General features: G+C 65.9%; 17 protein-coding genes. 8 read left to right on the top strand and 9 right to left on the bottom strand.

Going from position 1 to position 20,841, the window contains the following annotated elements; all coding sequences use genetic code 11:
• Positions 1-98 precede the first annotated feature (98 nt).
• Complete coding sequence (locus IC762_RS28360) at positions 99-266, top strand: hypothetical protein (RefSeq protein WP_195785463.1); 168 nt, start codon at positions 99-101, stop codon at positions 264-266.
• Between the two features lie 192 nt (positions 267-458).
• On the opposite strand, the gene IC762_RS28355 is transcribed toward IC762_RS28360, so the two are convergent.
• Positions 459-1,664 (bottom strand): CaiB/BaiF CoA transferase family protein, encoded by a 1,206-nt coding sequence (locus IC762_RS28355; RefSeq protein WP_195785462.1) that lies wholly within the window; start codon positions 1,662-1,664, stop codon positions 459-461.
• Between the two features lie 60 nt (positions 1,665-1,724).
• On the opposite strand from IC762_RS28355, the gene IC762_RS28350 reads away from it, so the two are divergent.
• Positions 1,725-3,230, top strand: a complete 1,506-nt coding sequence (locus tag IC762_RS28350) for an IS4 family transposase (protein WP_210338392.1) — start codon at positions 1,725-1,727, stop codon at positions 3,228-3,230.
• Positions 3,231-3,392: 162 nt separating this feature from the next.
• On the opposite strand, the gene putA is transcribed toward IC762_RS28350, so the two are convergent.
• Positions 3,393-6,401, bottom strand: a complete 3,009-nt coding sequence (putA, locus tag IC762_RS28345; RefSeq protein ID WP_195785461.1) for a bifunctional proline dehydrogenase/L-glutamate gamma-semialdehyde dehydrogenase PutA — start codon at positions 6,399-6,401, stop codon at positions 3,393-3,395.
• Between the two features lie 115 nt (positions 6,402-6,516).
• On the opposite strand from putA, the gene IC762_RS28340 reads away from it, so the two are divergent.
• The 3 genes from IC762_RS28340 to IC762_RS28330 all read left to right on the top strand — a co-directional run bounded on the left by IC762_RS28340 (position 6,517) and on the right by IC762_RS28330 (position 9,873).
• Positions 6,517-6,981, top strand: coding sequence for an Lrp/AsnC ligand binding domain-containing protein (locus tag IC762_RS28340; protein ID WP_195785460.1), 465 nt, complete (start codon positions 6,517-6,519; stop codon positions 6,979-6,981).
• A gap of 90 nt (positions 6,982-7,071) precedes the next feature.
• Positions 7,072-7,722 carry a hypothetical protein gene (locus tag IC762_RS28335; RefSeq protein ID WP_433995854.1) on the top strand — a complete coding sequence of 217 codons (651 nt, stop codon included), beginning with the start codon at positions 7,072-7,074 and terminating at the stop codon, positions 7,720-7,722.
• Positions 7,723-7,818: 96 nt separating this feature from the next.
• The gene (locus IC762_RS28330) at positions 7,819-9,873 is read left to right on the top strand and encodes a tetratricopeptide repeat protein (protein ID WP_195785459.1); all 2,055 of its coding nucleotides are present in this window, start codon (positions 7,819-7,821) and stop codon (positions 9,871-9,873) included.
• 136 nt (positions 9,874-10,009) lie between these two features.
• Here the strand turns inward: IC762_RS28330 and IC762_RS28325 are convergent, their stop codons facing one another.
• From IC762_RS28325 to IC762_RS28305, 5 genes are all read right to left on the bottom strand, one after another.
• Positions 10,010-10,210 (bottom strand): cold-shock protein, encoded by a 201-nt coding sequence (locus IC762_RS28325; RefSeq protein ID WP_163149424.1) that lies wholly within the window; start codon positions 10,208-10,210, stop codon positions 10,010-10,012.
• A 247-nt stretch (positions 10,211-10,457) separates the two neighbouring features.
• Positions 10,458-10,769 (bottom strand): c-type cytochrome, encoded by a 312-nt coding sequence (locus IC762_RS28320; RefSeq protein WP_195785458.1) that lies wholly within the window; start codon positions 10,767-10,769, stop codon positions 10,458-10,460.
• 12 nt (positions 10,770-10,781) lie between these two features.
• Positions 10,782-11,981: a molybdopterin-dependent oxidoreductase gene (locus IC762_RS28315; RefSeq protein WP_195785457.1), complete on the bottom strand. Its 1,200-nt coding sequence runs from the start codon at positions 11,979-11,981 to the stop codon at positions 10,782-10,784.
• Between the two features lie 232 nt (positions 11,982-12,213).
• Complete coding sequence (locus IC762_RS28310) at positions 12,214-12,435, bottom strand: hypothetical protein (RefSeq protein WP_195785456.1); 222 nt, start codon at positions 12,433-12,435, stop codon at positions 12,214-12,216.
• Positions 12,436-12,598: 163 nt separating this feature from the next.
• Positions 12,599-14,335, bottom strand: a complete 1,737-nt coding sequence (locus IC762_RS28305; RefSeq protein ID WP_195785455.1) for an adenylate/guanylate cyclase domain-containing protein — start codon at positions 14,333-14,335, stop codon at positions 12,599-12,601.
• Between the two features lie 228 nt (positions 14,336-14,563).
• On the opposite strand from IC762_RS28305, the gene IC762_RS28300 reads away from it, so the two are divergent.
• On the top strand, positions 14,564-16,114 hold the full coding sequence (locus IC762_RS28300; RefSeq protein WP_195790322.1) for a glycosyltransferase family 39 protein: 1,551 nt from the start codon (positions 14,564-14,566) through the stop codon (positions 16,112-16,114).
• A 226-nt stretch (positions 16,115-16,340) separates the two neighbouring features.
• On the opposite strand, the gene IC762_RS28295 is transcribed toward IC762_RS28300, so the two are convergent.
• Together IC762_RS28295 and IC762_RS28290 are read right to left on the bottom strand one after the other, a co-directional pair.
• On the bottom strand, positions 16,341-17,372 hold the full coding sequence (locus IC762_RS28295; protein ID WP_195785454.1) for a YcjF family protein: 1,032 nt from the start codon (positions 17,370-17,372) through the stop codon (positions 16,341-16,343).
• Positions 17,369-18,832 (bottom strand): YcjX family protein, encoded by a 1,464-nt coding sequence (locus tag IC762_RS28290; RefSeq protein ID WP_195785453.1) that lies wholly within the window; start codon positions 18,830-18,832, stop codon positions 17,369-17,371. The genes IC762_RS28295 and IC762_RS28290 overlap by 4 nt, the downstream gene beginning before the upstream one ends.
• Positions 18,833-19,043: 211 nt before the next feature.
• Between IC762_RS28290 and trhA the strand changes: the two genes are divergently transcribed.
• Together trhA and IC762_RS28280 are read left to right on the top strand one after the other, a co-directional pair.
• The gene (gene trhA / locus IC762_RS28285; protein ID WP_195785452.1) at positions 19,044-19,739 is read left to right on the top strand and encodes a PAQR family membrane homeostasis protein TrhA; all 696 of its coding nucleotides are present in this window, start codon (positions 19,044-19,046) and stop codon (positions 19,737-19,739) included.
• A 67-nt stretch (positions 19,740-19,806) separates the two neighbouring features.
• The gene (locus IC762_RS28280) at positions 19,807-20,601 is read left to right on the top strand and encodes an SDR family oxidoreductase (RefSeq protein ID WP_195785451.1); all 795 of its coding nucleotides are present in this window, start codon (positions 19,807-19,809) and stop codon (positions 20,599-20,601) included.
• Positions 20,602-20,841 lie beyond the last annotated feature (240 nt).

Here is a 20,841-nt window from a genome sequence, read left to right as displayed (position 1 = left end):
GCCGCTTTTGCCGGAACCGATAGGCCCGGGCGTCATTATTTGATGCTACATTGGCGATCGCCCAAGACCCGGCAAGCCCTTGAGCGGAGACCTGGCGGATGAGTGCTCCTGAGCAGGACAACAAGCAGCGCAACCGCGAGATCGCGGCGAACGAGGCCGAACGTCAGACCGTCAGCGCCGTCCGTGTCAGCAGCTGGGCGATCGGGCTCGCAATCATCATCGGCATCATCGCAGTCGCCATCGTCTGGGCCTGGCTGAAGCGTTGAGTTCGTTTCACACGCACGCCGAGTTTGACAAAGACCGGACGCCCCATCCGCGTTCGTCGTCCCGGCGAAGGCCGGGACCCATACTCCGCGGCGGAGGTTGTGAATGGGACTCGTCGTTCCAGTGTCGCGCAGCAATCTGCATTGGTGGTTATGGGTCCCGGCCTTCGCCGGGACGACGAGAGAGACGGCCGCCTACGCCACCGCGCCCGACGCGCGCAGCTTCTGAATCGTCGCCTCGTCGTAGCCGGCCTGCCGCAGGATCTCGTCCGAGTGCTCGCCGACTTCGGGCGGCTTGCGCGGCTGCACCTTCTTGGCGCCGTCGATGAAGATCGGGCTGTTGACGGTCAGCATGGTATCGTTCTCGAAGCGCACCAGCACCTCGTTCTCGATCATCTGCTTGTCGTGCGGGATATCGTCGAGGATGCCGACGACACCGAACACCAGCCCGTTGCCGTCGAGGATCTTGCGCCATTCGGCAAGATCCTTGCTGGCGAACACCTCGTCGAAAACCTTGATCAACTCGACCGAGCGCGCATGGCGGTCCGGCTTGGTGGCGAAGCGCGGATCGGTGACGAGATCCTCGCGGCCCATGCAGCGCATCAGCGTCGGCCATTGCCGCTCCTCGTTGAGCAGCGACAAGATGATCCAGCGGCCGTCCTTGCACTTGTAGTGGTTGGTGACCGCGTTGAGCGCCTGTTCGCGCGGCTTGCGCTTCTTGAACTTGGCGCCGACCAGCTTGGCCTGCGCCAGCACGCCATTGGCCCAGACGCCGTTGGCCATCAGATTGGTCGAGACATGCGAGCCCTTGCCGGTCTTCTCGCGCTGGAACAGCGCGGTGACGATCGCGCCATAGAACGCCATCGCGCAGGGGTGATCGCCCATGCCGGCGACCGAACGCGCCGGCGTGACGTCCTCGTCGGCGCGCACCAGGTCCATCAGCCCGGAGCGGGCCCAATAAGCGTTGGAGTCGAAGCCGGGCTTGTTGGCCTCTTCACCCTTCTCGCCATAGCCGGTGAAGGAGGCGTAGATCAGCCGGTCGTTGAGATGGGCGAGATGCTCGTGCGTGATGCCGAGCTTGGCCCGCACCTGGGGCGGCATGTTGGTGATGAAGACGTCGGCTTCGCTGACGAGCTTGTAGAGCACCTCGCGCGCTTCGGGCTTGGTGAGGTCGAGCGCCAGGCTCTTCTTGTTGCGGGCCTCCAGCATCCACGCGAAATTGTGCTCGCTGGATGGATAGCCGGGCAGGTTCGGCAGATTGCGGTAGGGATCGCCGGCGCCGGGCGGCTCGATCTTGATGACGTCGGCGCCGAAGTCGGACAGCACCGTGGCGGCCGCGGGCGCCGCGATGAAGCTCGCGCAGTCGAGAACCTTGAGCCCGTCAAAAATGCCTTTGTCCATCGTGCCCTCGCTCCCGTGGCGCTTGTTGGTGTTTTTCCGGTAGCTGGAATATCGCGTGCGATGATCCCGATCGAGGCGCCATTTGACCAATGTCGGGGGATCGATGCAACGGCGCTTTCTTACCCTCCCCTTGCGGGCTACGGGAGCCCCGAAAGTGATTCCCCGGAGTTTGTGAATGTGATTCAAGGCCTTTCGACCTGTTTGGACGAGAGGCCTGCGATGTCTTTTGGCGATGTTCGGGTTGCGGAGCGGGCTGATTGGCTGATCGAGCGGGTGGCGACGGCGGGGACGCTGGTGCTACGCAAATTGGGGGAGACGCGCGCGGGCGAGAAGGCCGTGCATCGGTTTCTGTCTTCGCCCCATGTTTCGGTCGATCGGATTGTGGAAACGTTGGCCGGGCGGACTGCGGTTCAATGCGCCGGTCGCCGCATTCTGGCTGTCCAGGACACGACCGAGATCAATTTTGGCGGTCGTGACAAGAAGCGGCGGGGCTTCGGACCTGCCGGCGATGGCCAAACCCCTGGCTTCTTCATCCATCCAGTGATTGCCGTCGATATCGAAAGCGAAGCCGTGGTCGGTCTTGTCGATGCGGCGATCTGGACGCGGTCTGCGGATCGCGTCACGTCGCGCCGCAATCGCGCGATCGAGGATAAGGAATCGGCGCGTTGGCTGTTGGGCTGTCAGGCCACGGCAAGCGTGCTGTCCGATGCCGCCGAGGTGACAATGGTGGCCGATCGCGAAAGCGACATTTACCTGCTGTTTGCCCGCAAACCGGAGCGGCTCGATCTGATCGTGCGCGCCGGTCAGGATCGATCTTTGCTCGGTGGGGGAACGCTCTTTGGGGCGCTTGCCAGTGCTGAAGTGCTGAGCAGAAGCGAGGTCCGCGTGGCGCCGCGCGGGCCTGGTGACAAAGGGCGCGTCGCGACCGTCGAACTCCGCGCGGGCTCGGTGCACATCGCCCGCTCACAAAGTCTGGGGCAATCCGAGGCGGCCGGCAGCGTCGAACTCACCTTGGTGGAAGCACGAGAGGTCGATGCGCCGTCAGGCAAGACGCCGTTGTTGTGGCGCCTACTCACGACCCGCACCGTCACTTGTGCGACCGAGGCTGAACACGTCGTCCGCCTCTATCGCTTGCGCTGGCGCATCGAACAAGTCTTCCGCGCCCTCAAGAGCGACGGCTTGGCCCTCGACGACAGCCAAGTCGTCGACGCCGAGCGGATGTTTAATCTGACCGCCATCGCGCTCGCTGGCGCGATTCGGACGATCCAGCTTGTCGATGCCAGAGACGGCAGCCTCCGCCCGGCAACCGATGTCATTGACGAAAGCTTCGCCGTCGCGCTCGAGCACCTGTCAAAAAAGCTCGAGGGCAAAACGCTACGGCAGAAAAACCCGCATCCTATCGGCTCGCTTGCCTTCGTCTCATGGATCGCGGCCCGTCTCGGCGGATGGAATTGCTACTACAAGCCTCCAGGACCAAAGACCATGCGCGACGGCTGGAACCGCCTTGCCGCAACACTCGACGGCTATGCCCTTGCTACACAGTCACAAAATCCGGGAATCCCCTAGCCCTGGAGGGAGAGGGTCGGCTCACATTGAGCGAAGCGAAATGTGAGACGGGGGTGGGGTGATCTCTCAACACGGGCAGCGTTCGGGTGGAGAGACTTCCACCCCACCTCGGTTCGCATTGCATGCGAACCGATCCTCCCCCTCCAGGGGAGGATGAGAAGTTTACTCCACCCCCGCCATCAGCGCCGCATTGCCGCCGGCCGCCGCGGTGTTGATGGTCACCGTCTGCTCGGTGGCAAACCGCGTCAAATAATGCGGGCCGCCGGCCTTGGGGCCGGTGCCGGACAGGCCGCTGCCGCCGAACGGCTGCACGCCGACGACCGCGCCGATCATGTTGCGGTTGACATAGATGTTGCCGACCTGGAGGCGATCGACGATGGCCTCGACGGTGTCCTCGATGCGGGAGTGGATGCCGAGCGTCAGCCCGAAGCCGGTCGCCTCGATCGCGGCCAGCACCTCGCCGAGTTTTTCGGCGCGGTAGCGCACGACATGCAGGACAGGCCCGAACACCTCTTCGGTAAGCTCGCTCGCGGCCGCCAGCTCGAAGATATGCGGCGCGACGAAATTGCCGGCCGGGGCGTCGCCCGCGAAATGCACGCGCGCTTGCTTTTTCATGCGCGTTATATGCGCGTCCAGCCGCTGCCTGGCCTCGGCGTCGATCACCGGCCCGATATGGGTCGACGGATCTGAGGGATCGCCGATCTTCAACTCGCGCGCGGCGCCGGCGATCATCTCGATCATGCGGTCGGCGACGTCGTCCTGAACGAACAGCAGCCGCAGCGCCGAGCAGCGCTGGCCGGCGGAGCGGAACGCCGACATCACGACGTCGTCGGCGACCTGCTCGGGCAGCGCGGTGGCATCGACGATCATCGCATTGATGCCGCCGGTTTCCGCGATCAGCGGCACGATCGGCCCGTCCTTGGCCGCCAGCGTGCGGTTGATCGCGCGCGCCACTTCGGTCGAGCCGGTGAAGACGACGCCGGCAATGGCAGGATGCGCGACTAGCGCCGCGCCGACCGCGCCGTCGCCCTGGACCAGATGCAATGCGGACGCCGGCACGCCCGCCTCATGCAGCAGCGCGACGGCCTCGGCCGCGATGCGCGGCGTCTGCTCGGCGGGCTTTGCCACCACGGCGTTGCCGGCCATCAGCGCCGCCGTCACCTGGCCGAGGAAGATCGCCAGCGGAAAATTCCATGGTGAGATCGCGACGAAGGCGCCGCGGCCGCGCAGCGCCAGCACGTTGCTCTCGCCGGTCGGTCCGGGCATCGCCTCGGCTTCGCCGAATAAGTTGCGCCCGAGCGCGGCATAGTAGCGGCAGAAATCGGCCGCCTCGCGCAGCTCCGAGAGCGCGTCATCGATTGTCTTGCCGCCTTCGCTCTGGAGCAGCGCGATGAAGTGCGCGCGGCGCTGCTCCAAGAGCTCCGCGGCCTTGTTCAGGATGTCGGCCCGCCGCGCGGCCGGCGTGCCGTTCCATGCCTTGAAGCCGCGACGCGCCGCTACGACGGCCGCGTCCGCCTGCGCGGGGGTCGCCGCGGCGATCGCGGTGGGCGCGGCCTTCTCGATCGCGATCGCCGATATCAGCCGGTCGAGCGCGCTCCGCTCGCCGAATTCGATGCCATGCGAATTCTCGCGCTGCGGCCGATAGAGATCGGCGGGCAGCGGAATTCCGGAATGAGACGCATTGGTGTCCGCACCGATGATCTCGACCGGGCGGCGCAACAGGTCCGCGATCGGCACGCGATTGTCCGCCGCGAGCGCGACAAAGGAGGAGTTGGCGCCGTTCTCGAGCAGCCGCCGCACCAGATAGGCTAGCAGGTCGCGATGGCTGCCGACCGGCGCGTAGGTGCGGTGAGCGATCTCGGGCCGGTCATTGCCGAGCTGCGCATAGAGCGCTTCGCCCATGCCGTGCAGGCGCTGGAATTCAAAGCTGTTGGAATCGTCTGATAGTTCGAGGATGGTTGCGACCGTCAGCGCGTTGTGGGTCGCGAATTGCGGGAAGAGCCGCGGCCGCGCCGCCAGCAGTTTTTGCGCGCAGGCGACGTAGTTCAAATCGGTCATCGCCTTGCGGGTGAACACCGGATAGCCGTCGAGGCCGCGCTCCTGCGCGCGCTTGATCTCGGTGTCCCAGTAGGCGCCCTTGACCAGCCGCACCATCATTCGGCGGTCGAGGCTGCGCGCAAGCGCATCGACGTATTCGATCACCTCAGTGGCGCGCTTCTGATACGCCTGGATCGCGAGGCCGAAGCCGCTCCAGCCGGCGAGCGACGGATCGGCGAACGCCGCGGCAATCACATCGAGCGACAGCTCGAGCCGATCGGCTTCCTCGGCATCGACGGTGAAATTCAGCTCGAACGCCTTGGCGCGGCGCGCCAGGTCGACCAGAAGCGGCACCAGCTCGCGCATCACGCGCGCACGGCTGACCGCCTCGAACCGCGGATGCAGCGCCGAGAGTTTGACGGAAATGCCGGGTCGGTCGGGCAGGGGCCGGCTTCCTGCGGCCTTGCCGATCGCCTCGATCGCACTTGCATAGGATTCGAAATAGCGCTGCGCGTCACTGGCGGTGCGCGCGCCTTCGCCGAGCATGTCGAAGGAGTAGCGCGAGGTGCGTGCCGCATGCGATTGCGCGCGCGCGAGTGCCGCTTCGATGGTCTCGCCGAGCACGAAATGGCTGCCCATCAGCCGCATCGCCTGCCGCGTCGCCGCGCGCACCGCCGGCGCGCCGAGCCGTTTGGTCAGCCGCCCGATGGTGCCTTGCGGCGTCTCGCCGGGCTTGATCACACGGGCCGAGACGCCGAGCGCCCAGGCCGAGGCGTTGACCAGGAACGCGCTCGATCGGGTCTCGTGATTGATGAAGTCGCCCTGGCCGAGCTTGTCCTCGATGAATTGGTCGGCGGTGCGCGCGTCGGGCACCCGCAGCAGTGCCTCCGCCAGCACCATCAGCGCCAGCCCCTCCTTGGTCGACAGCGCGAATTCCCGCAGCATGTCCTCGACCCCGCCGAGCGGATCGTCGTTCGCCCTGATCGCCTCGATCAGCCGCGTCGCGGTGCGATCGATCCGCGTCTCCCGCTCCGCGCCGAGCCTGGCCTCCCGCAGCAGGCGGCCCGCGATGGCAGCGTCATCAGCCGCGTAAGGCGGGCTGAATAAGGGAGGGGCGGGTGACGGGTCAGGCATGGCGGTTCCTCAGGGGTTTCGCGGGAACACCTACGCGCTCACGGACCGTGGTTCGATAGACAAATTAGCACATTTGCCTTAGAAAATAAGGTAGATATCAGAGATAACCAGACATATGACGGACATCGATAAGATTGACCGCAAAATCCTCTCGATCCTGCAAGGGGATGGCCGGATCGCCAATGTGGAGCTGGCCGAGCGCATCGGTCTGTCGCCGACGTCGGCGGGCGAGCGGCTGAAGCGATTGCAGCGCGACGGCTTTGTCGAAGGCTATGGCGCGCGGCTCAATCCGCACCGGCTTGGGCTCGGTCTGCTGGTGTTCGTCGAGGTGCTGCTCGACAAGACCACGCCCGACGTGTTCGAGAAATTCGCAAAGGCGGTCCAGACCGCGCCGGAAGTGCTGGAGTGCCACATGGTGGCCGGCGGCTTCGACTATCTGGTCAAGGCGCGCCTCGCCAACATGACCGCCTATCGCCGGTTTCTTGGCGAGACCCTGCTGGCACTGCCTGGCGTGCGTGAGACCCGCACCTATGCCGTGATGGAGGAGGTCAAGCGCGACGCGCCGCTGCCGGTCGGCTGACATCCGCCGGATGTGATCCACAGCCATGCGCCCGGCGTATTGGCATCGCTGTCGACCCACGTTAATCCTGCTTGCAGTGGGGCAGGGATCATGACTGACACCGATCAGCGGAAACGAGCGCGGCGGACCGGATTTGCCGGTGTTCTGGGTGGTGCCATGCTGGCGCTGCTGTCGACCTGGTCTGCCTCCGCCGCCGAGCTCAGCTCCGGCCAGGCCCAGCTCTACACCTCGGTCTCGATCTATCCGCCGACCGCAAGCCAGATGACGGTCTGCTACAGCTTCGTCTGCCGGCGCCGCGTGATGCTCGATTTCACCGCGGGCGACAGGGCGGCGTTGACCCGGATCATGGCCGGTGGCCGCGCCAACGCAGCCGCCGAGCGCGCGGCGATGCAGAAGGCGGTGATCTGGTTCGACCGCCGCATGGGGCCGATCCTCGGCACCAGCAAGCGCGTCGCGAAGGCCGACTTCCGGGCCAACGATGACAGTCACAACTACGATTGCTGGGATATCACCCGCAACACCACGAGCCTGATGCTGGTGATGCAGATGTGGAACCTGTTCAGGTTTCACGACGTCGGCGATCCCCACTACCGCGGGTTCTCGCTGGGGCAGACGCCGCACAACACCGCCGTGCTGGTCGAGCGTGCCACCAAGGTGGAATGGGTGGTCGATCTCTGGCCGCGCGGCTATTTGCAGCCGCCCGACGTGATGACCGTCACGAAATGGGTGACGGAAGATTGAACGGTGGCCTGCCGCCGTGGGGCTGGCACCGCAAGGCGTCTGAAGCGTTGACTGCAGGGATAGCCGGAGCTTCCAGCCAATCGCCGGGGTTACGACATGCGGTTTCACCCGATCTGCGCTGATGCCGTGATCTGCAACATCGGCCGCCGCCTGTTGCCGGCGATCGCGCTGTTGATGTCCGCAGCCATTGGCGCGGCGCGGGCGGGCGATCTCGAGGATTGCAACGGGCAGACCGCCGACAAGACCGAGGCCGCCTGTTCGGCCATCGTCAACGATGCGGCGCGGCCGGCCGACGACCGCGTCAAGGCCTTTGCGGGCCGCGCGCGGTTCTACAACAACCATGGCAAGTTCGACGCAGCGGCGGCTGATGCTGACGCAGCGCTGCAGCTGAACCCGCAATTCATCGCTGCGCTGCTCTCGCGCGGCTATGCGCGGCAGCATCAGGGCAAGCTCGACCAGGCACGGGCCGACCTCGACCGCGCGGTCGAACTCGAACCGAAAAACGCCTTCGTCTTCGTGGCGCGCGGCAATCTGCGCGCCGACCAGCGCGCCTGGCCGGATGCGCTCGTCGATTATGATCAGGCGATTACGCTGAAGCAGGATCTTGCCGTAGCCCATGTCGGGCGGGCGCGGGTCAATGTCGAAACCGGGCAGCTCGATGCCGCGCTGACCGACCTCAACACCGCCCTTGCCATCAATCCGAATACGCAGGGCGCGTTCTACTGGCGCGGCCAGGCCTATCGCCGCAAGGGCGACATCGAGCCTGCGATCGTGGATTTCTCCCGCGCGATCGCGCAGGCGCCGCAGACCGAGCGCGGCGCCTATTTCGCTCGCGCCCAGCTCTACAGCGCCAAGGGGGACTACGCGCGTGCGATTGCCGATTTCGACAAGCTCCTGACGTTCGTCCCTGACAACAAGGAGGTGCAGCAGCAGCGCCAGCAGGCGGTCGCAATGCAGACCGAGCTTGCCAAGTCCGGCACGGCCGTCTCGCCGCAGGCAACGCCGGCTCCATCGACAGCGCAGCCGACGCCGGCCGTCAGCCAGCAGATCGAGCAGGCGAAGCAGTCGATCGCCCAGGGCAACTTTGCAGGCGCCCTCGCTGGCCTCAACCAGCTGCTGAGCGGCGATCCGCACAACGGAGCGGCGTTGCGGCTGCGGGTGCTGGCCTATTGGCGGCTCAATCGGCTTGCCGAGGCGCGCAACGACCTCGACGATCTGCTCCGGCAGAAGCCGGACGACGCGCAATTGCTTGCCTTCCGTTCGATCACCCTGGCGGGGATCCGGCAGTTCGATGGCGCCACGGCCGATGCCAACCGCGCGATCGCGCTCGATCAGAACAATTCGCTGGCCTATCTCGGGCGCGGCATGGCCAAGGCCAGCACCGGCAAGGTGCAGGACGCGCTCGCCGACTTCGATCGATCGATCGCGCTCAACGCCAAGGAGTCGCTGGCCTTCACCGAGCGCGGGCTCGCCAATGTCAGCCTGAACCGGATCGACAAGGCGCTGCTGGATTTCGACCAGGCGCTGGCGCTCGCACCGGGCAATCTGCTGGCGAGATCCTGGCGCGGACTGGAACTGCTGCTCAAGGGCCGCACCGACGAGGGGCTCGTCGACATCAACGCCGTGCTGGAGCGCAACCCCGGCAATCCCACGGCGCAGCTCGGCCGTGCGCTCGCGATGCTGACCTCGGCGCAATATGACCGGGCCGTCGTCGCGTTCGACCAGATCGTCGGCAAGGTGCCGAACGATCCCTTCGCGCATGTGCTGCGGGCGCGGGCCTATCTCGGTCTGAAGAAGACCGATGACGCGATGAAGGATCTCGATTTCGTGCTGGCGAGCCGGCCGGACTATCACGAAGCGCTGACGCTGCGCGGTATCGCCTGGTCGGCGCAGCACGACTACGCCAAGGCGGTCGCGGATCTCGATCGTGCGATCGCGCAGAAGGAGACGGTGGAGAGCCTGTTCGCACGGGCCAAGGCGCACGAGGCCCTCAACGATCCGGGCAAGGCGACGGACGATTTCCGCAAGGCCACGCAGCTTGCGCCGGGAAGCGTGTTCGACGTGCTGGCGCAGGCGGAGTCCAGGCGCAAGATCCAGGAATTGTCGAAGAAGGTGCCGTGCGGCTCGGGCCAGAGTGGCACCTGCCTGTGACGTTCACGAATGTCATCGTTGGCGGCACGCGCCGACACTCGCCGCTCCGCCGAACGTCACGATGTCTTGATTGCTGGCTCGGTCCTCACTCCCGGATAACCTCCGAGAGTGCGCCGTGTCGTCTGGCGTTGGAGCGCTAGACCTTCAGGTTCTCAGCCGAAGTCTTGCCGCGATTTGCGATCTCTTCGTATTCGACCGACTGGCCTTCGTTCAGGGACTGAAGACCAGCCTTCTGAACCGCTGAAATATGCACGAAAATGTCCTTGCCGCCCGATGCGGGCTGGATAAAGCCATAACCCTTCGTCGGGTTGAACCACTTCACTGTACCTTTGGGCATTCCAGTCGTCTCCGCGGAATCAATCGAAAGCAGACCCGCCGGTCCCCGCACAAACCGACCTGTCTGTGCCGGACAGGATAGCAGTTTGAAAAAAGCTGGGTAGATCAAACGAGGGTGTGTTTTCGGCAAGAAACGCCCGGATTTGTGTGACCTGGATGCCGATCTGCCTGTTTCCTGGTCAATTGATGCAGTGCAAAATCGTCTGTTCCGGTGCGGCCGGACGAGCGTTCCCGCGTCGCTGGAAGCCTCAATACGTCGCGGCGAGATACTCGACGATCTTGCCGACGTCGGCATTGTCGATCGGCGCGCCGTAGACCTTGATCATCTTGGTTACCTCGGCCTGCCAAAAATCCTTCTTGAACTTCTCGCCCTGCGGCTGGGTCTTGATGTAGTCGGCCGAGTGGCAGGCGGTGCAGTTGTTCTGCACGATTTCGAGATTGGGGCCGGGCTTGAACGACGCGGTCTCCTCGGGGAGCGTGTAGTTCACCGGCGCGGCCATGGCTGCGGCGATCGAGAGCGTGGCGATCGCAGCGAAAGTGGGGAGCAGGTTGAATGTCATGGATGCGTCTCCTCACGCCGCCGTGACGTGCACGGTTTCGACGACATTGCGCAGATACCCGGCCGGATTCCACAGCGGATCCATTGGCTGGGTGTCGCCGGCATTGTTGGTGGCGCGCACTTTCAGGTCATACGATCCAGCCGCGAGCCTGACCTTCAGCTTCCATTCGCGGAACGCGTAATTGCCGTGATCCCTGCCGAGCTTGGCCGGCGTCCAACTCTTGCCGCCGTCGGTCGAGACCGTGACCTCCTTGATGCCCTTGCCGCCGTCGAAGGCGATGCCGCGCAGCAAAGTGCGGCCGGCCTTCAGCTTGCCGCCGTCGGCGATGCTGGTGATGAAGGAGCGCACCGTGAAGCGGTTGATCGGGATCGTCGCCTTCGGCGCGGTGCCGGGCTCGACCGCGTTGTTGGGCGTATCCGGAATCCGGTAGGCGGACTTCATCCAGAAACCGTCGAACACGCTGTCGATCACGTTGATCTCGTTGAGGTGCTTCACCCAATAGGTGCCGTAATAGCCGGGCACCACGAGGCGGAGCGGGAAGCCGTTGAGGAACGGCAGGTCGTCGCCGTTCATGCCATAGGCCAGCATCACCTCGCCGTCGCGCGCATGGTCGATGTCGAGCGCCTTGACGAAATCGGGTGTCGTCTCCATCACCGGGCCGTCCATGCCGCCGAACGTCACCTGTTTGGCGCCGACCTGCACGCCCGCCATGTCGAGCACGGTCTTCAGCGGCACGCCGTGCCAGCGCGCGCAGCCCATCGCGCCGTTGCCGAGCTGGCCGCCGGCGACGCGCGGATTGAAGAAGCCGCGGCTGTTGCCGGAGCACTGGTTGACGGCGACGAGCTCGGTCGCCTTCATCTTCCTGATGTCCTTCAGCGAGAGCTTGAGCGGCTTGTCGACCTTGCCCTTGATCTCGAGCGTGAAGGTATCGGGATCGAGATTGTAGGGAATGCCGGCGAGGTGATAGCGGACGAAGAAGGCGTTGTTCGGCGTCAGCGGGCCGTCATTGAAAATCGCGAACGGCGTTTCCAGTTGCGGCGGCCGGCTGGTGAGGCCGATCAACGGGCGCTTCTGCGGATAGCGCACCAGCGGCCGTTCGCCATTGCCAATCGGCAAGGTCACCGTGTCGAGCGCGAATGCGCCGCGTGATCCCAGCCCCGTCACCAAAGCGGCCATGCCGGCGCGCTTCATCAAGTCTCGTCGATCGAGCATTCCGCTTCCTCCGAAGCTGTTCTTTGTCGCGAGCTGGTCACCACCACACCCGCCTGGCTCGCGCGCCGTCGCATCATGGAGTGCGCGCGAGGTGCAAATGTCGCACCGGGGATGGCCGAGTCAATTGAGCTTTCGCAGCGTCCACCGGCTTCGCGTCGCAGCAACGAAAAGCCCCGACCGCGTCGGCGGCCGGGGCGTTTCGATCGAACCGCAGGATTCGATCGGGGTTCGATCAGTAGCAGACGTTCACGGTGCGATAGCGATAGCCGTAGGGCGTCAGCACCAGGCGGGTGGCGTAGCAGCCACTGTCGACGAAGCCGACGGCGATGCCGGGGCCGCCCCAGAAGTGGTGCGGATGAAAGAAGAACGGCTTGGCGGAAGCGGCGGTCGGAGCCAGCGCGGCGGCACCGAGGGTGGCGGCAGTGGCGATTGCGAGGGTCAGTTTGCGAAACATGGTCTTTCTCCTTTGGATGCGCGTTGAGCTCTGTCGTGGCGCGGTTGCAGTGTTACCCATCGCCCATCAGTCGCGCCGAGCGCGCGGCGCGTTCGAGGGCATTCGCTGAACGGATGTTCAGGTGTGCTGCAGATCACACTGTGACGAGGAGGCGCTGAACCGGTCAGGCCGCAACCGCGCGCGCGTCGCTGACGAGCGCGGACAGCACGTGTGTGGAGACGACCGTGCGCACGATCATCGGCTCGTTGCGGCCGCGGATCGCGACCTGCTGCGCGGGCAGGGCGTCTTCAGCGAGGTCGGCGGTGGCGCGCACCTCGTCCGATATCACGGCCTCGCAGGCCAGGCTCTTGGTCATGTCCTGCAGCCTCGCCGCGACATTGACGGCATCGCCCAGCGCGGTGAACACCATGTGGTCGCGATAGCCGATGTCGCCGACGATCACCTCGCCGCCATGGATGCCGATGCCGAAGCGGATCGGCTCGCGCAGATCGTGGCTGAGGAACTGGTTCAGCTCCTCGATATTGGCCGCGATCAGCGCCGCCGCGCGCAACGCCTGGCGGCAGGCCGTGTGGCGGTCCGTGCTGAGCCCGAACAGCGCCAGCATGCCGTCGCCGATGAACTGGTTCGGCCGGCCGCCGGCTTCCAGCACCGCCTGCGACACCGCGCCGAGGAAGCGGTTGACGATGAACACGGTGTCGAACGGCAGCCGTTTCTCGGCGAGTTGCGTCGAGCCGCGCATGTCGACGAACATGCTGACCAGATAGCGCTCCTGGCCGACCCGTGTCGGGTTTGTGGCATGGCCGTCCGCCGAAATCGTGTTCGGCAGGAACAGCTGGAAGAAGGAGAGGTCGGTGCTCGGCCGCAGCTGGCAGGCGAGCCGGATCGACGGATCGGCGCTGCCGACCCGATGCAGCACGAACGCCTCGCGCGGCGACGGCTCGGGCAGTGTGGCGTGGTCGCCGATGATGCGGATGCGGCAGGTCGAGCAGCGTGCGCGGCCGCCGCAGACGCTGGCATGCGGCACGTTGTAGCGCAGGCTCGCCTCCAGCACGCTCAAGCCCTTCGGCACCCGCAGCGTGCGGCCGTTGCCGTAGGACAGCGCGATCATGCCGCCGCGACGCTCCAGCAGCGCACGTGCCCCGCGGCCGACGAGGACGAGGCCGAGCAGGCCGAGATAGCCGATCGTGAGACCGCCGGTGATGCGTTCGAGCATGTTGCCCTCGGCCGCCGTGCCGAGCTTCTCGACCGAGAGCTCCTGCTTGCGCCAGTCGGGATCGTCATAGTCCGCGAGCGTGGCGCGGCCGCCCTGGTAGATGCCGAGCATCGCCAGCGTCGGGATCAGCACCGCGGCGGCGAGCAGGAACGGCGCGGCGCGCTCGAAGAAGGCGCGCATCCGCAGCCAGAAATAAAGCCCGATGCAGCCATGCACCCAGGCGATGACCAGCACCGCCAGCGTCTGCCACAGCCGATACGGCGCCGCGACGAAGAAGTTGTAGAACTCCTGCGGGTAGAGCTTCTGCTGTCCGTACAGCGAATAGCCGAGCCGAACGCCAACGACGTGAAAGAGGATCAGCATCGGGACGCTGAGGCCGAGCACGAGCTGCAACGGCTCGATCGCCTTCCAGCGGAATTCGCGGCGCTGGTACAGCGCATAGATGCCGAGCGCGGTGTGCACCAGGCAGGCGCCGTAGAACAGGATCGTGACCGGCAGGAACCGCCAGAACAGCGTGTGGTAGTGGACGCCGATCGCCAGCGCCTCGGTCGAGATGTTGCCGAGCGCGTGGTTGAGGAAATGGCTGACCAGATAGGCGAACATGATCGCGCCCGAGGCCAGGCGGACCTGCCGCAGGCCGACGCCGCGGGCGATTTCCTGCAGATGGTCACGCGAAGGGGAGGTCATGTGAGTCATGATCGGCAAGTCTAGTGGTTAATTCCCGTGCTGAACACCATTGCCGGCCGCCGCGTGGGGGATAGGGGATGCCCTGGCACGTTGACACCCCCCGCAGAGTCGAACAAAAAGCGCGCCGTGACGATAGCTCAAGCCGAACCTGGAGCCGATAACATCAGCGTTAAGCCGGCGCGCTCCCGCGCGCCCGACTGGCGCGGCGTGATCGCCGTGATCGCGGCCATGACGGTGATGCGGCTGGTCTATGCCCATGCGCTCGATCTGCGCACCGACGAGGCCTATTACTGGACCTGGTCGAAGGAGAACGTGCTGTCGTTCCTCGACCATCCGCCCATGATCGCCTGGTCGATCCGTTTCGGCACGGCGATCTTCGGCGACACCAATTTCGGCGTCCGCTTCGGCGGCATCGTGGCGATGCTGGTCACCCAGCTGCTGCTCGCCGACATCGTCCGCCGCGTCACAGGCAACAATGTCCGCGCCGTGATGCTGGCGCTGCTGCTGCCGGAGGCGGCGCTGTATTACGGATTGTTGATGGCCAAGGTCGCGCCCGACACCGCGCTGATCCCGTTCGCGGTGGCGATGCTGTGGTCGCTGGTGCGGCTCGCACAGACGAATGACGGGCGCTGGTGGCTCGCCGCCGGGCTATTTGCCGGGCTCGCCGCCTTGTCGAAATTCACGGCGATCATGCTTGCGCCGGCGGTGGTAGCGTTCGCGCTGGTGCCGGATTGGCGGTGGCGCTGGCTACGCAGCCCGTATCCGTACCTCGCCGCAGTGCTCGCGGTTCTCGTGTTCTCGCCGGTGCTGATCTGGAACGCGCAGCACGACTGGGCCTCGTTCCGCTTCCAGGCGGTGCGCGCGACCGTCGAGCGCGAGATCGAGTTGCGCACGCTCGGTGAGTTCATCGGCATGCAGTTCGGCCTGGTCGGCTTCGTGCTGCTGCCGGTCACACTGTTCGGCACCGCGCTGACGGCGTGGCGCGGCTATCGCAAGCGCGAGCCGGTCGCGATCCTGCTGTCGACGGCGGTGCTGCTGCCGTTCGTCTACTTCCTCTGGAAGTCGCTGACCTTGCGGGTCGGCGACACTTGGCCGATGTTCCTGTGGCCGGCCGGCCTTGCCGCGGTCGCCATCAACGTCACGAAGATGCCGTTCGAGGGCTGGTCGGTCGGGCTGGTCAAGTCCACGGTGTTCTGGGCGCGGACCGCTGTTACGTCGGGCATCGCGTTCGTCGTCTGCGTGTTCCTGTACTACACGGTGGTGCCGTGGAACATCACCGGCCACACCGATCCGGTTGGCACCGAAGCAGGCTACGACCTGCTGGCCGCGCGCGCCGAGGCGCAACTCAAGGCGACCGGCGCGACCTGGGTCGCGACCACGGATTACCGCACCTATGCGATGCTGCGCTGGTTCCTGCGCGGCCGCGTGCCTGTCATCGAAATCGCCGAACGCGGTCGCTTCCAGGGCTTTGCCGATCCCGGCTTGAACATGATCAGGGATCACGTCGGCCTCTATGTCGGCCGCGAGCCCGAGCACGATCTGCCGCTATGGAATGAGACCACCGCGGTGCGGCAGCCGCTGGAGCGCGTCGTGCGCAGCTGGCGCGGCACGGTGATGGATACCTACGCGCTGGAGAAGATCTCTGGCTGGACGCCTGATTTGTCGCCGCCGCCGAACAGCACCTTCTTCCGCTGGCGCGTGCTGGCGCTGCTGGATGAGTGCGGCGACTTCACCTTCTCCCCTTGTGGGAGAAGGTGGCAGCCGAAGGCTGCCGGATGAGGGGTCTCTCTCCGCAGGGGCAGCGCTCGTGGAGACATACCCCTCACCCAAGCGAGCTCGGGCTGACACCGGAGCTGCTCTCTCCCACAAGGGGAGAGGGCGCAATAACTGCCATGGACATGCGCCGAGCGAGCCGCATTCGTAGGGTGGGCAAAGCGTAGCGTGCCCACCACGTCTTGCACGGCTCGTGATGGTGGGCACGCTGCGCTTTGCCCACCCTACGCATTCACTCTTCCTCCTCCCGCTTGCGGAGCAGGTCCTTTGCCAGATCCGCCAGCGCCGGGCGTGGCAATGCATTGAACGGCATTGGCCGGGTCACGTCGACGGCGGCGAGGCCGAGCCGCGCGGTGAGCAGGCCGTTGAGCATGCCTTCGCCGAGCCGCTGCGAAAGTTTCGCGGCGATGCCGTGGCCGAGCATCTGCTGGATCAGGCTGTCGCTCGCGGCGATGCCGCCGGTAATGGCGAGATGCGCGATCACCTGGCGCAGCAGGCTGATCATGCCGAGCGCGCCGGGACGGCCGCCGTAAAGTCGCGCCAATTGCCGGATCATCCGCAATGACGCCACGAACACGAACAGCACGTCGAACAGCGCGCGCGGGCTGACCGCGGTGACGACGGAGACGCGCTGTGCGGCGCTCGATACCAGCCGCCGCGCTTCCTCGTCGAGCGGCGTCATCAATTCGCGCTCGGCGAGGCGGATCATGTCGGCGCCGTCGATGATGTCTTCGGTATGGCTTTGCAGCGCGCTGCGGGCGCGGGCGAGCTGCGGGGTCCGGTGCGCGAGCTTGAGCAGGTCGGCGACGACGGCTCGGCTCGCGGCGCGGTCGTCGCTGATCAGCACCTCGGCCGCGCGCAGATGCAGTTTCTCGATGGTCGCAAGCCGCGTCAGCCCGACCAGCTCGCGCGTGGTCACGACCGCCAGCGCCACCGCGGCGATCACCGCGAGCGCCAGCCCGAGCACGCCGAGGCCTTCATTCCGCGCGAACAGATCCTCGATCAGATCGATGACGCCGAGCCCGGTGCCGAGCGCGACCAGGCCCGCGACCGAACTCCAGAACAGCGTGCCCCAGCGGAAGCCGCGGCGCGCCGGCAGTAGCGGTGCGTCGATCGTCGCGGGCAGCAGCAACGGCTCGGCTTCCGGCACGACCTGGATCGTGCCGCGCGCGAGACGGCCGGTGTCGTCGGAATCGATCACGACCACGCCGGGATCGTCGAGCTTGAACGTCGCCGGCCGCCGCTGCGGCGTCTTGTCGTTCATTGCAGTCGGTCTCCGATCAGGAACTGGAGGGCGCGGTCAAGGCGGATGTGAGGCAGCGACGGCTCCGCATCGCCCGATCGTTCCAGCTTGGGCGGACGGAAGCGCAGGAAGCGGTAGTCGGCAGCCTCGGCATCGGCGCTCGAGAGGCCGCGGAAGGTGCCTTTGAACAGGTCCTCGGGATTTTCGGGCAGGTCGCCCGGAAAGGTCGCGACCTCGGTCTCGCCGTCCAGCGTCTCGCCATTGGCGACCTCGCCCGGCGCCGGCGTGCCGAGGATCGACGGCAGCGTGTCGCGGCCGCGGCTCACCTGCGCCTCGCGGGTGGCGCGCACCGCTGATAGCGCCACCACGTCGATCGCAGCACCGGCATATTCGGCGCGCTCGGCGGCCCTGGCCACGATCCGCCGCAGCACCGCTTCCAGCCGGTCGTGGCTCTGGTGGTGCAGATGGTCGGCCTTGGTCGCCGCGAATAGGATGCGATCGATGCGCGGCCGGAACAGCGCGCTCAAAATCGTGCTGCGGCCGATCCGGAAGCAATCGAGGATGCCGGCGAGGGCGGCCTCGAGATCGTGCAGCGCCTCGGGTCCGGCGTTGAATGCGGCAAGCGCGTCGGCCAGCACGATCTGGCGATCGAGCCGCGCGAAATGATCGCGGAAGAAGGGTCGCACCACGACATCCTTGTAGGCCTCGTAGCGCCGCCGCATCATCGCCCACAGCGAACCAGCGGGCGCGCTGCCGTCGATGGGCACATCGAGCGGCGCAAACGTCAGCGCCGGCGTATCGGCGAGATTGCCCGGCATCAGGAAGCGGCCGGGCGGCAGCAGGCTCATCGCGAAGCGATCGTCGCGGCAGGCGCGCAGATAGTCGGTGAACAGCCTTGCTTCAGCGAGCGCGGCCTGCTCGTCCTCGCGCGCGTCCGGCTGCAGCGTCGCCAGATGCGCCTGCCATGGCGCGGCGAGTTGCGCGCGCAACGGTTCGCGCGACAGCGCAAGGCTCTCGGCCGACCATTGCTCAAAGCTCTTGTTCAGCAGCGGCAGGTCGAGCAGCCACTCGCCGGGATAATCGACGATGTCGAGCGTCAGCGTCCGGTCCGCGCCATTTTGCCGCTGGTATTCGATCACGAGCCGCAGCTCGGAGATGTCGGTGGTCGAGCTCGGCCAGCGCCGTTCCTCGACCAAGGTGCGGACATGGTTCTCGTAGGCGAAGCGCGGCACCGCATCGTCGGGTTGCGGCGCAAGATAGGCACGCGCGATCCTTCCCGAGGCGTAGGGCTCGAATACCGGGAAGCGGCCGCCGCGGGTCAGCCCGTGCACCAGCGCGGTGATGAACACGGTCTTGCCGGCGCGCGACAGGCCGGTGACGCCGAGCCGCACGGTGGGGTTGAAGAAGCCCTCGCCATAGTCGAGCAGCGCCCGCGCCGAGAGCCGGGCTTCCTCGACGATATCGGTAAAGCTGGGGGGCATGGAGGGTTAACAGAAACCCGGCAAAATGGGGCGAAAAGGCGGGCGGTCATCCGCAAGGTGGCGATTATCGGGTCAAAATCAAGCTTCACATTTCCGGCGCCTTTGCAGGCGAGGGGATGGCAAGGGGATTGCAAGGGGGTTGCAAGGGGGTTGAACGCGTCGCGGTTTCCGCGATACCCATTGTTTAGTCGGCAGAGGAAAGCGTCCCGGCATGACGGTTTTTCGCTTGAAGCAACTGGCCTCGACCTCGATCCACGCGGCCGGCGCCGCGCTGTGGAACTACGACCGTGCCGAGCTGATCGCCGACGGCGTGGTCCACGCCATCGGCGTCTGCTTCGGGCTGGTCGCCGCAACCGCGCTGATCGTGCTGACCGCGGTCTATGCCGGACCGTTCGACGTCGCCGTGGTGTCGGTCTATGTCGCCGGGCTCCTGGCGATGCTTGTCCTGTCGGCGACCTATAACCTCTGGCCGGTGTCGCGCGCCAAATGGGTGTTGCGGCGGTTCGATCATTCGGCGATCTATCTGTTGATCGCCGCGACCTATACGCCGTTCATCGTGGAACTGAAGGAAAGCTATCTGGCGATCGCGCTGCTCACCGGCGTGTGGTGCGTGGCGATCCTCGGCATCTGGCTCAAGCTGCGCTATCCCGGCCGTTTCGACCGGCTCTCGATCGGGCTTTATCTCGCGATGGGCTGGAGCGGCGTCATGCTGTACGACGCCGTGGTGAAGACGCTGCCGGCGACCGCGCTCGGCTTCGTGCTCGCCGGCGGCATCCTGTACAGCCTGGGCGTGATCTTCCATTCCTGGCGGCGGTTGCGCTTCCAGAACGCGATCTGGCACTGTTTCGTGCTGCTCGGCGCCGCCTGCCACTACACCGCCGTGTTCGACGTCGTGCTGGCGAGTTGAAGTTCTCGCCAAGCGCGGCGAATGGGCTATCATATCCCGAGCGCTCTGAGATTCCGGGAGGATGGCCATGCAGGTGGCTGGTAAAGTTGTGGTGGTCACCGGCGGTGGCAATGGCATCGGCAAGGCGCTGTGCGAGGCGTTCCATGCCGCCGGCGCCGCCAAGGTCGTGGTCGTGGACCTCGATCATGCGGCGGCGGAGAAGGTCGCAGCATCAGCGGGCGGCGCCGCGTTCAAATGCGATGTCGGTCAGGAGAAGAACATCCTGCATGTGATCGAGGAGACCGAACGGATGTTCGGCCCGATCGCGCTGTTCTGCTCCAACGCCGGCATCGGCGGCGGCTTCGATCCGCTCTCGGTGAACGCCGGCGGCAGCTCGGACGAGCCGTGGTCGCGGAGCTGGGCGATCCACGTCATGGCGCATGTCTATGCTGCGCGGCATCTGGTGCCACGCATGAAGGCGCGCGGCGGCGGCTATTTCCTCAACACGATCTCGGCGGCGGGCCTGCTGTCGCAGGTCGGCAGCCCAGCCTATTCGACCACCAAGCATGCCGCGGTCGGCTTTGCCGAGAATCTCGCGATCTCGCACCGCGCCGACAACATCAAGGTCTCGATCCTCTGCCCGCAGGGCGTCGACACCAACATGCTGCGCGGAATTCCCAAGGGACCGCAGTCCGGCGACGGCGATCTGTCACCCGAGCAGGTCGCGCAGGATGTGCTGAAGGCCCTCGATCAGGAGACCTTCCTGATCCTGCCGCACCCCCAAGTGCTCGGCTACATGCGCAAGAAGACCGAGAACTACGACCGCTGGATCGGCGGCATGGCCAAGATCCAGGCCAAGATGCGCGAGAGTTACGGGAAGTGAGAGGCGAAGCGCGCGTGACTTGCGTAAGGTGAGCACGCACATCGGGCTCCCTCCCCCCTTGCGGGGGAGGGTTGGGGAGAGGGGTGGCCCCGGGCGAGATAATTGATGTGAGTCTCGCCCTCGCAAATCTCGATCGCGTACGTCGTTGAGACCCACGTCGAGAGAGCACGTCGTGTGGCACCCCTCTCCCTAACCCTCCCCCGCAAGGGGGGAGGGAACCCTTCCGCCGGTGGCTTCCTC

This window comes from Bradyrhizobium genosp. L (assembly GCF_015624485.1).
Lineage (GTDB): Bacteria > Pseudomonadota > Alphaproteobacteria > Rhizobiales > Xanthobacteraceae > Bradyrhizobium.
The sequence above is the reverse complement of the archived record's forward strand: the minus strand, read 5'-3'. Positions and strand labels throughout refer to the sequence as shown.

Excerpts from the sequence above, each read along its gene's own strand:
- IC762_RS28310 (WP_195785456.1), bottom strand. The coding sequence starts at position 12,435 with ATGTTTCGCAAACTGACCCTCGCAATCGCCACTGCCGCCACCCTCGGT.
- IC762_RS28280 (WP_195785451.1), top strand. The coding sequence starts at position 19,807 with ATGCAGGTGGCTGGTAAAGTTGTGGTGGTCACCGGCGGTGGCAATGGC.
- IC762_RS28295 (WP_195785454.1), bottom strand. The coding sequence starts at position 17,372 with ATGAACGACAAGACGCCGCAGCGGCGGCCGGCGACGTTCAAGCTCGAC.
- putA (WP_195785461.1), bottom strand. The coding sequence starts at position 6,401 with ATGCCTGACCCGTCACCCGCCCCTCCCTTATTCAGCCCGCCTTACGCG.
- IC762_RS28300 (WP_195790322.1), top strand. The coding sequence starts at position 14,564 with ATGACGGTGATGCGGCTGGTCTATGCCCATGCGCTCGATCTGCGCACC.
- IC762_RS28340 (WP_195785460.1), top strand. The coding sequence starts at position 6,517 with ATGACGGACATCGATAAGATTGACCGCAAAATCCTCTCGATCCTGCAA.
- IC762_RS28320 (WP_195785458.1), bottom strand. The coding sequence starts at position 10,769 with ATGACATTCAACCTGCTCCCCACTTTCGCTGCGATCGCCACGCTCTCG.
- IC762_RS28355 (WP_195785462.1), bottom strand. The coding sequence starts at position 1,664 with ATGGACAAAGGCATTTTTGACGGGCTCAAGGTTCTCGACTGCGCGAGC.
- trhA (WP_195785452.1), top strand. The coding sequence starts at position 19,044 with ATGACGGTTTTTCGCTTGAAGCAACTGGCCTCGACCTCGATCCACGCG.
- IC762_RS28335 (WP_433995854.1), top strand. The coding sequence starts at position 7,072 with ATGACTGACACCGATCAGCGGAAACGAGCGCGGCGGACCGGATTTGCC.
- IC762_RS28360 (WP_195785463.1), top strand. The coding sequence starts at position 99 with ATGAGTGCTCCTGAGCAGGACAACAAGCAGCGCAACCGCGAGATCGCG.
- IC762_RS28325 (WP_163149424.1), bottom strand. The coding sequence starts at position 10,210 with ATGCCCAAAGGTACAGTGAAGTGGTTCAACCCGACGAAGGGTTATGGC.
- IC762_RS28330 (WP_195785459.1), top strand. The coding sequence starts at position 7,819 with ATGCGGTTTCACCCGATCTGCGCTGATGCCGTGATCTGCAACATCGGC.
- IC762_RS28315 (WP_195785457.1), bottom strand. The coding sequence starts at position 11,981 with ATGCTCGATCGACGAGACTTGATGAAGCGCGCCGGCATGGCCGCTTTG.
- IC762_RS28305 (WP_195785455.1), bottom strand. The coding sequence starts at position 14,335 with ATGACCTCCCCTTCGCGTGACCATCTGCAGGAAATCGCCCGCGGCGTC.
- IC762_RS28290 (WP_195785453.1), bottom strand. The coding sequence starts at position 18,832 with ATGCCCCCCAGCTTTACCGATATCGTCGAGGAAGCCCGGCTCTCGGCG.
- IC762_RS28350 (WP_210338392.1), top strand. The coding sequence starts at position 1,725 with ATGATCCCGATCGAGGCGCCATTTGACCAATGTCGGGGGATCGATGCA.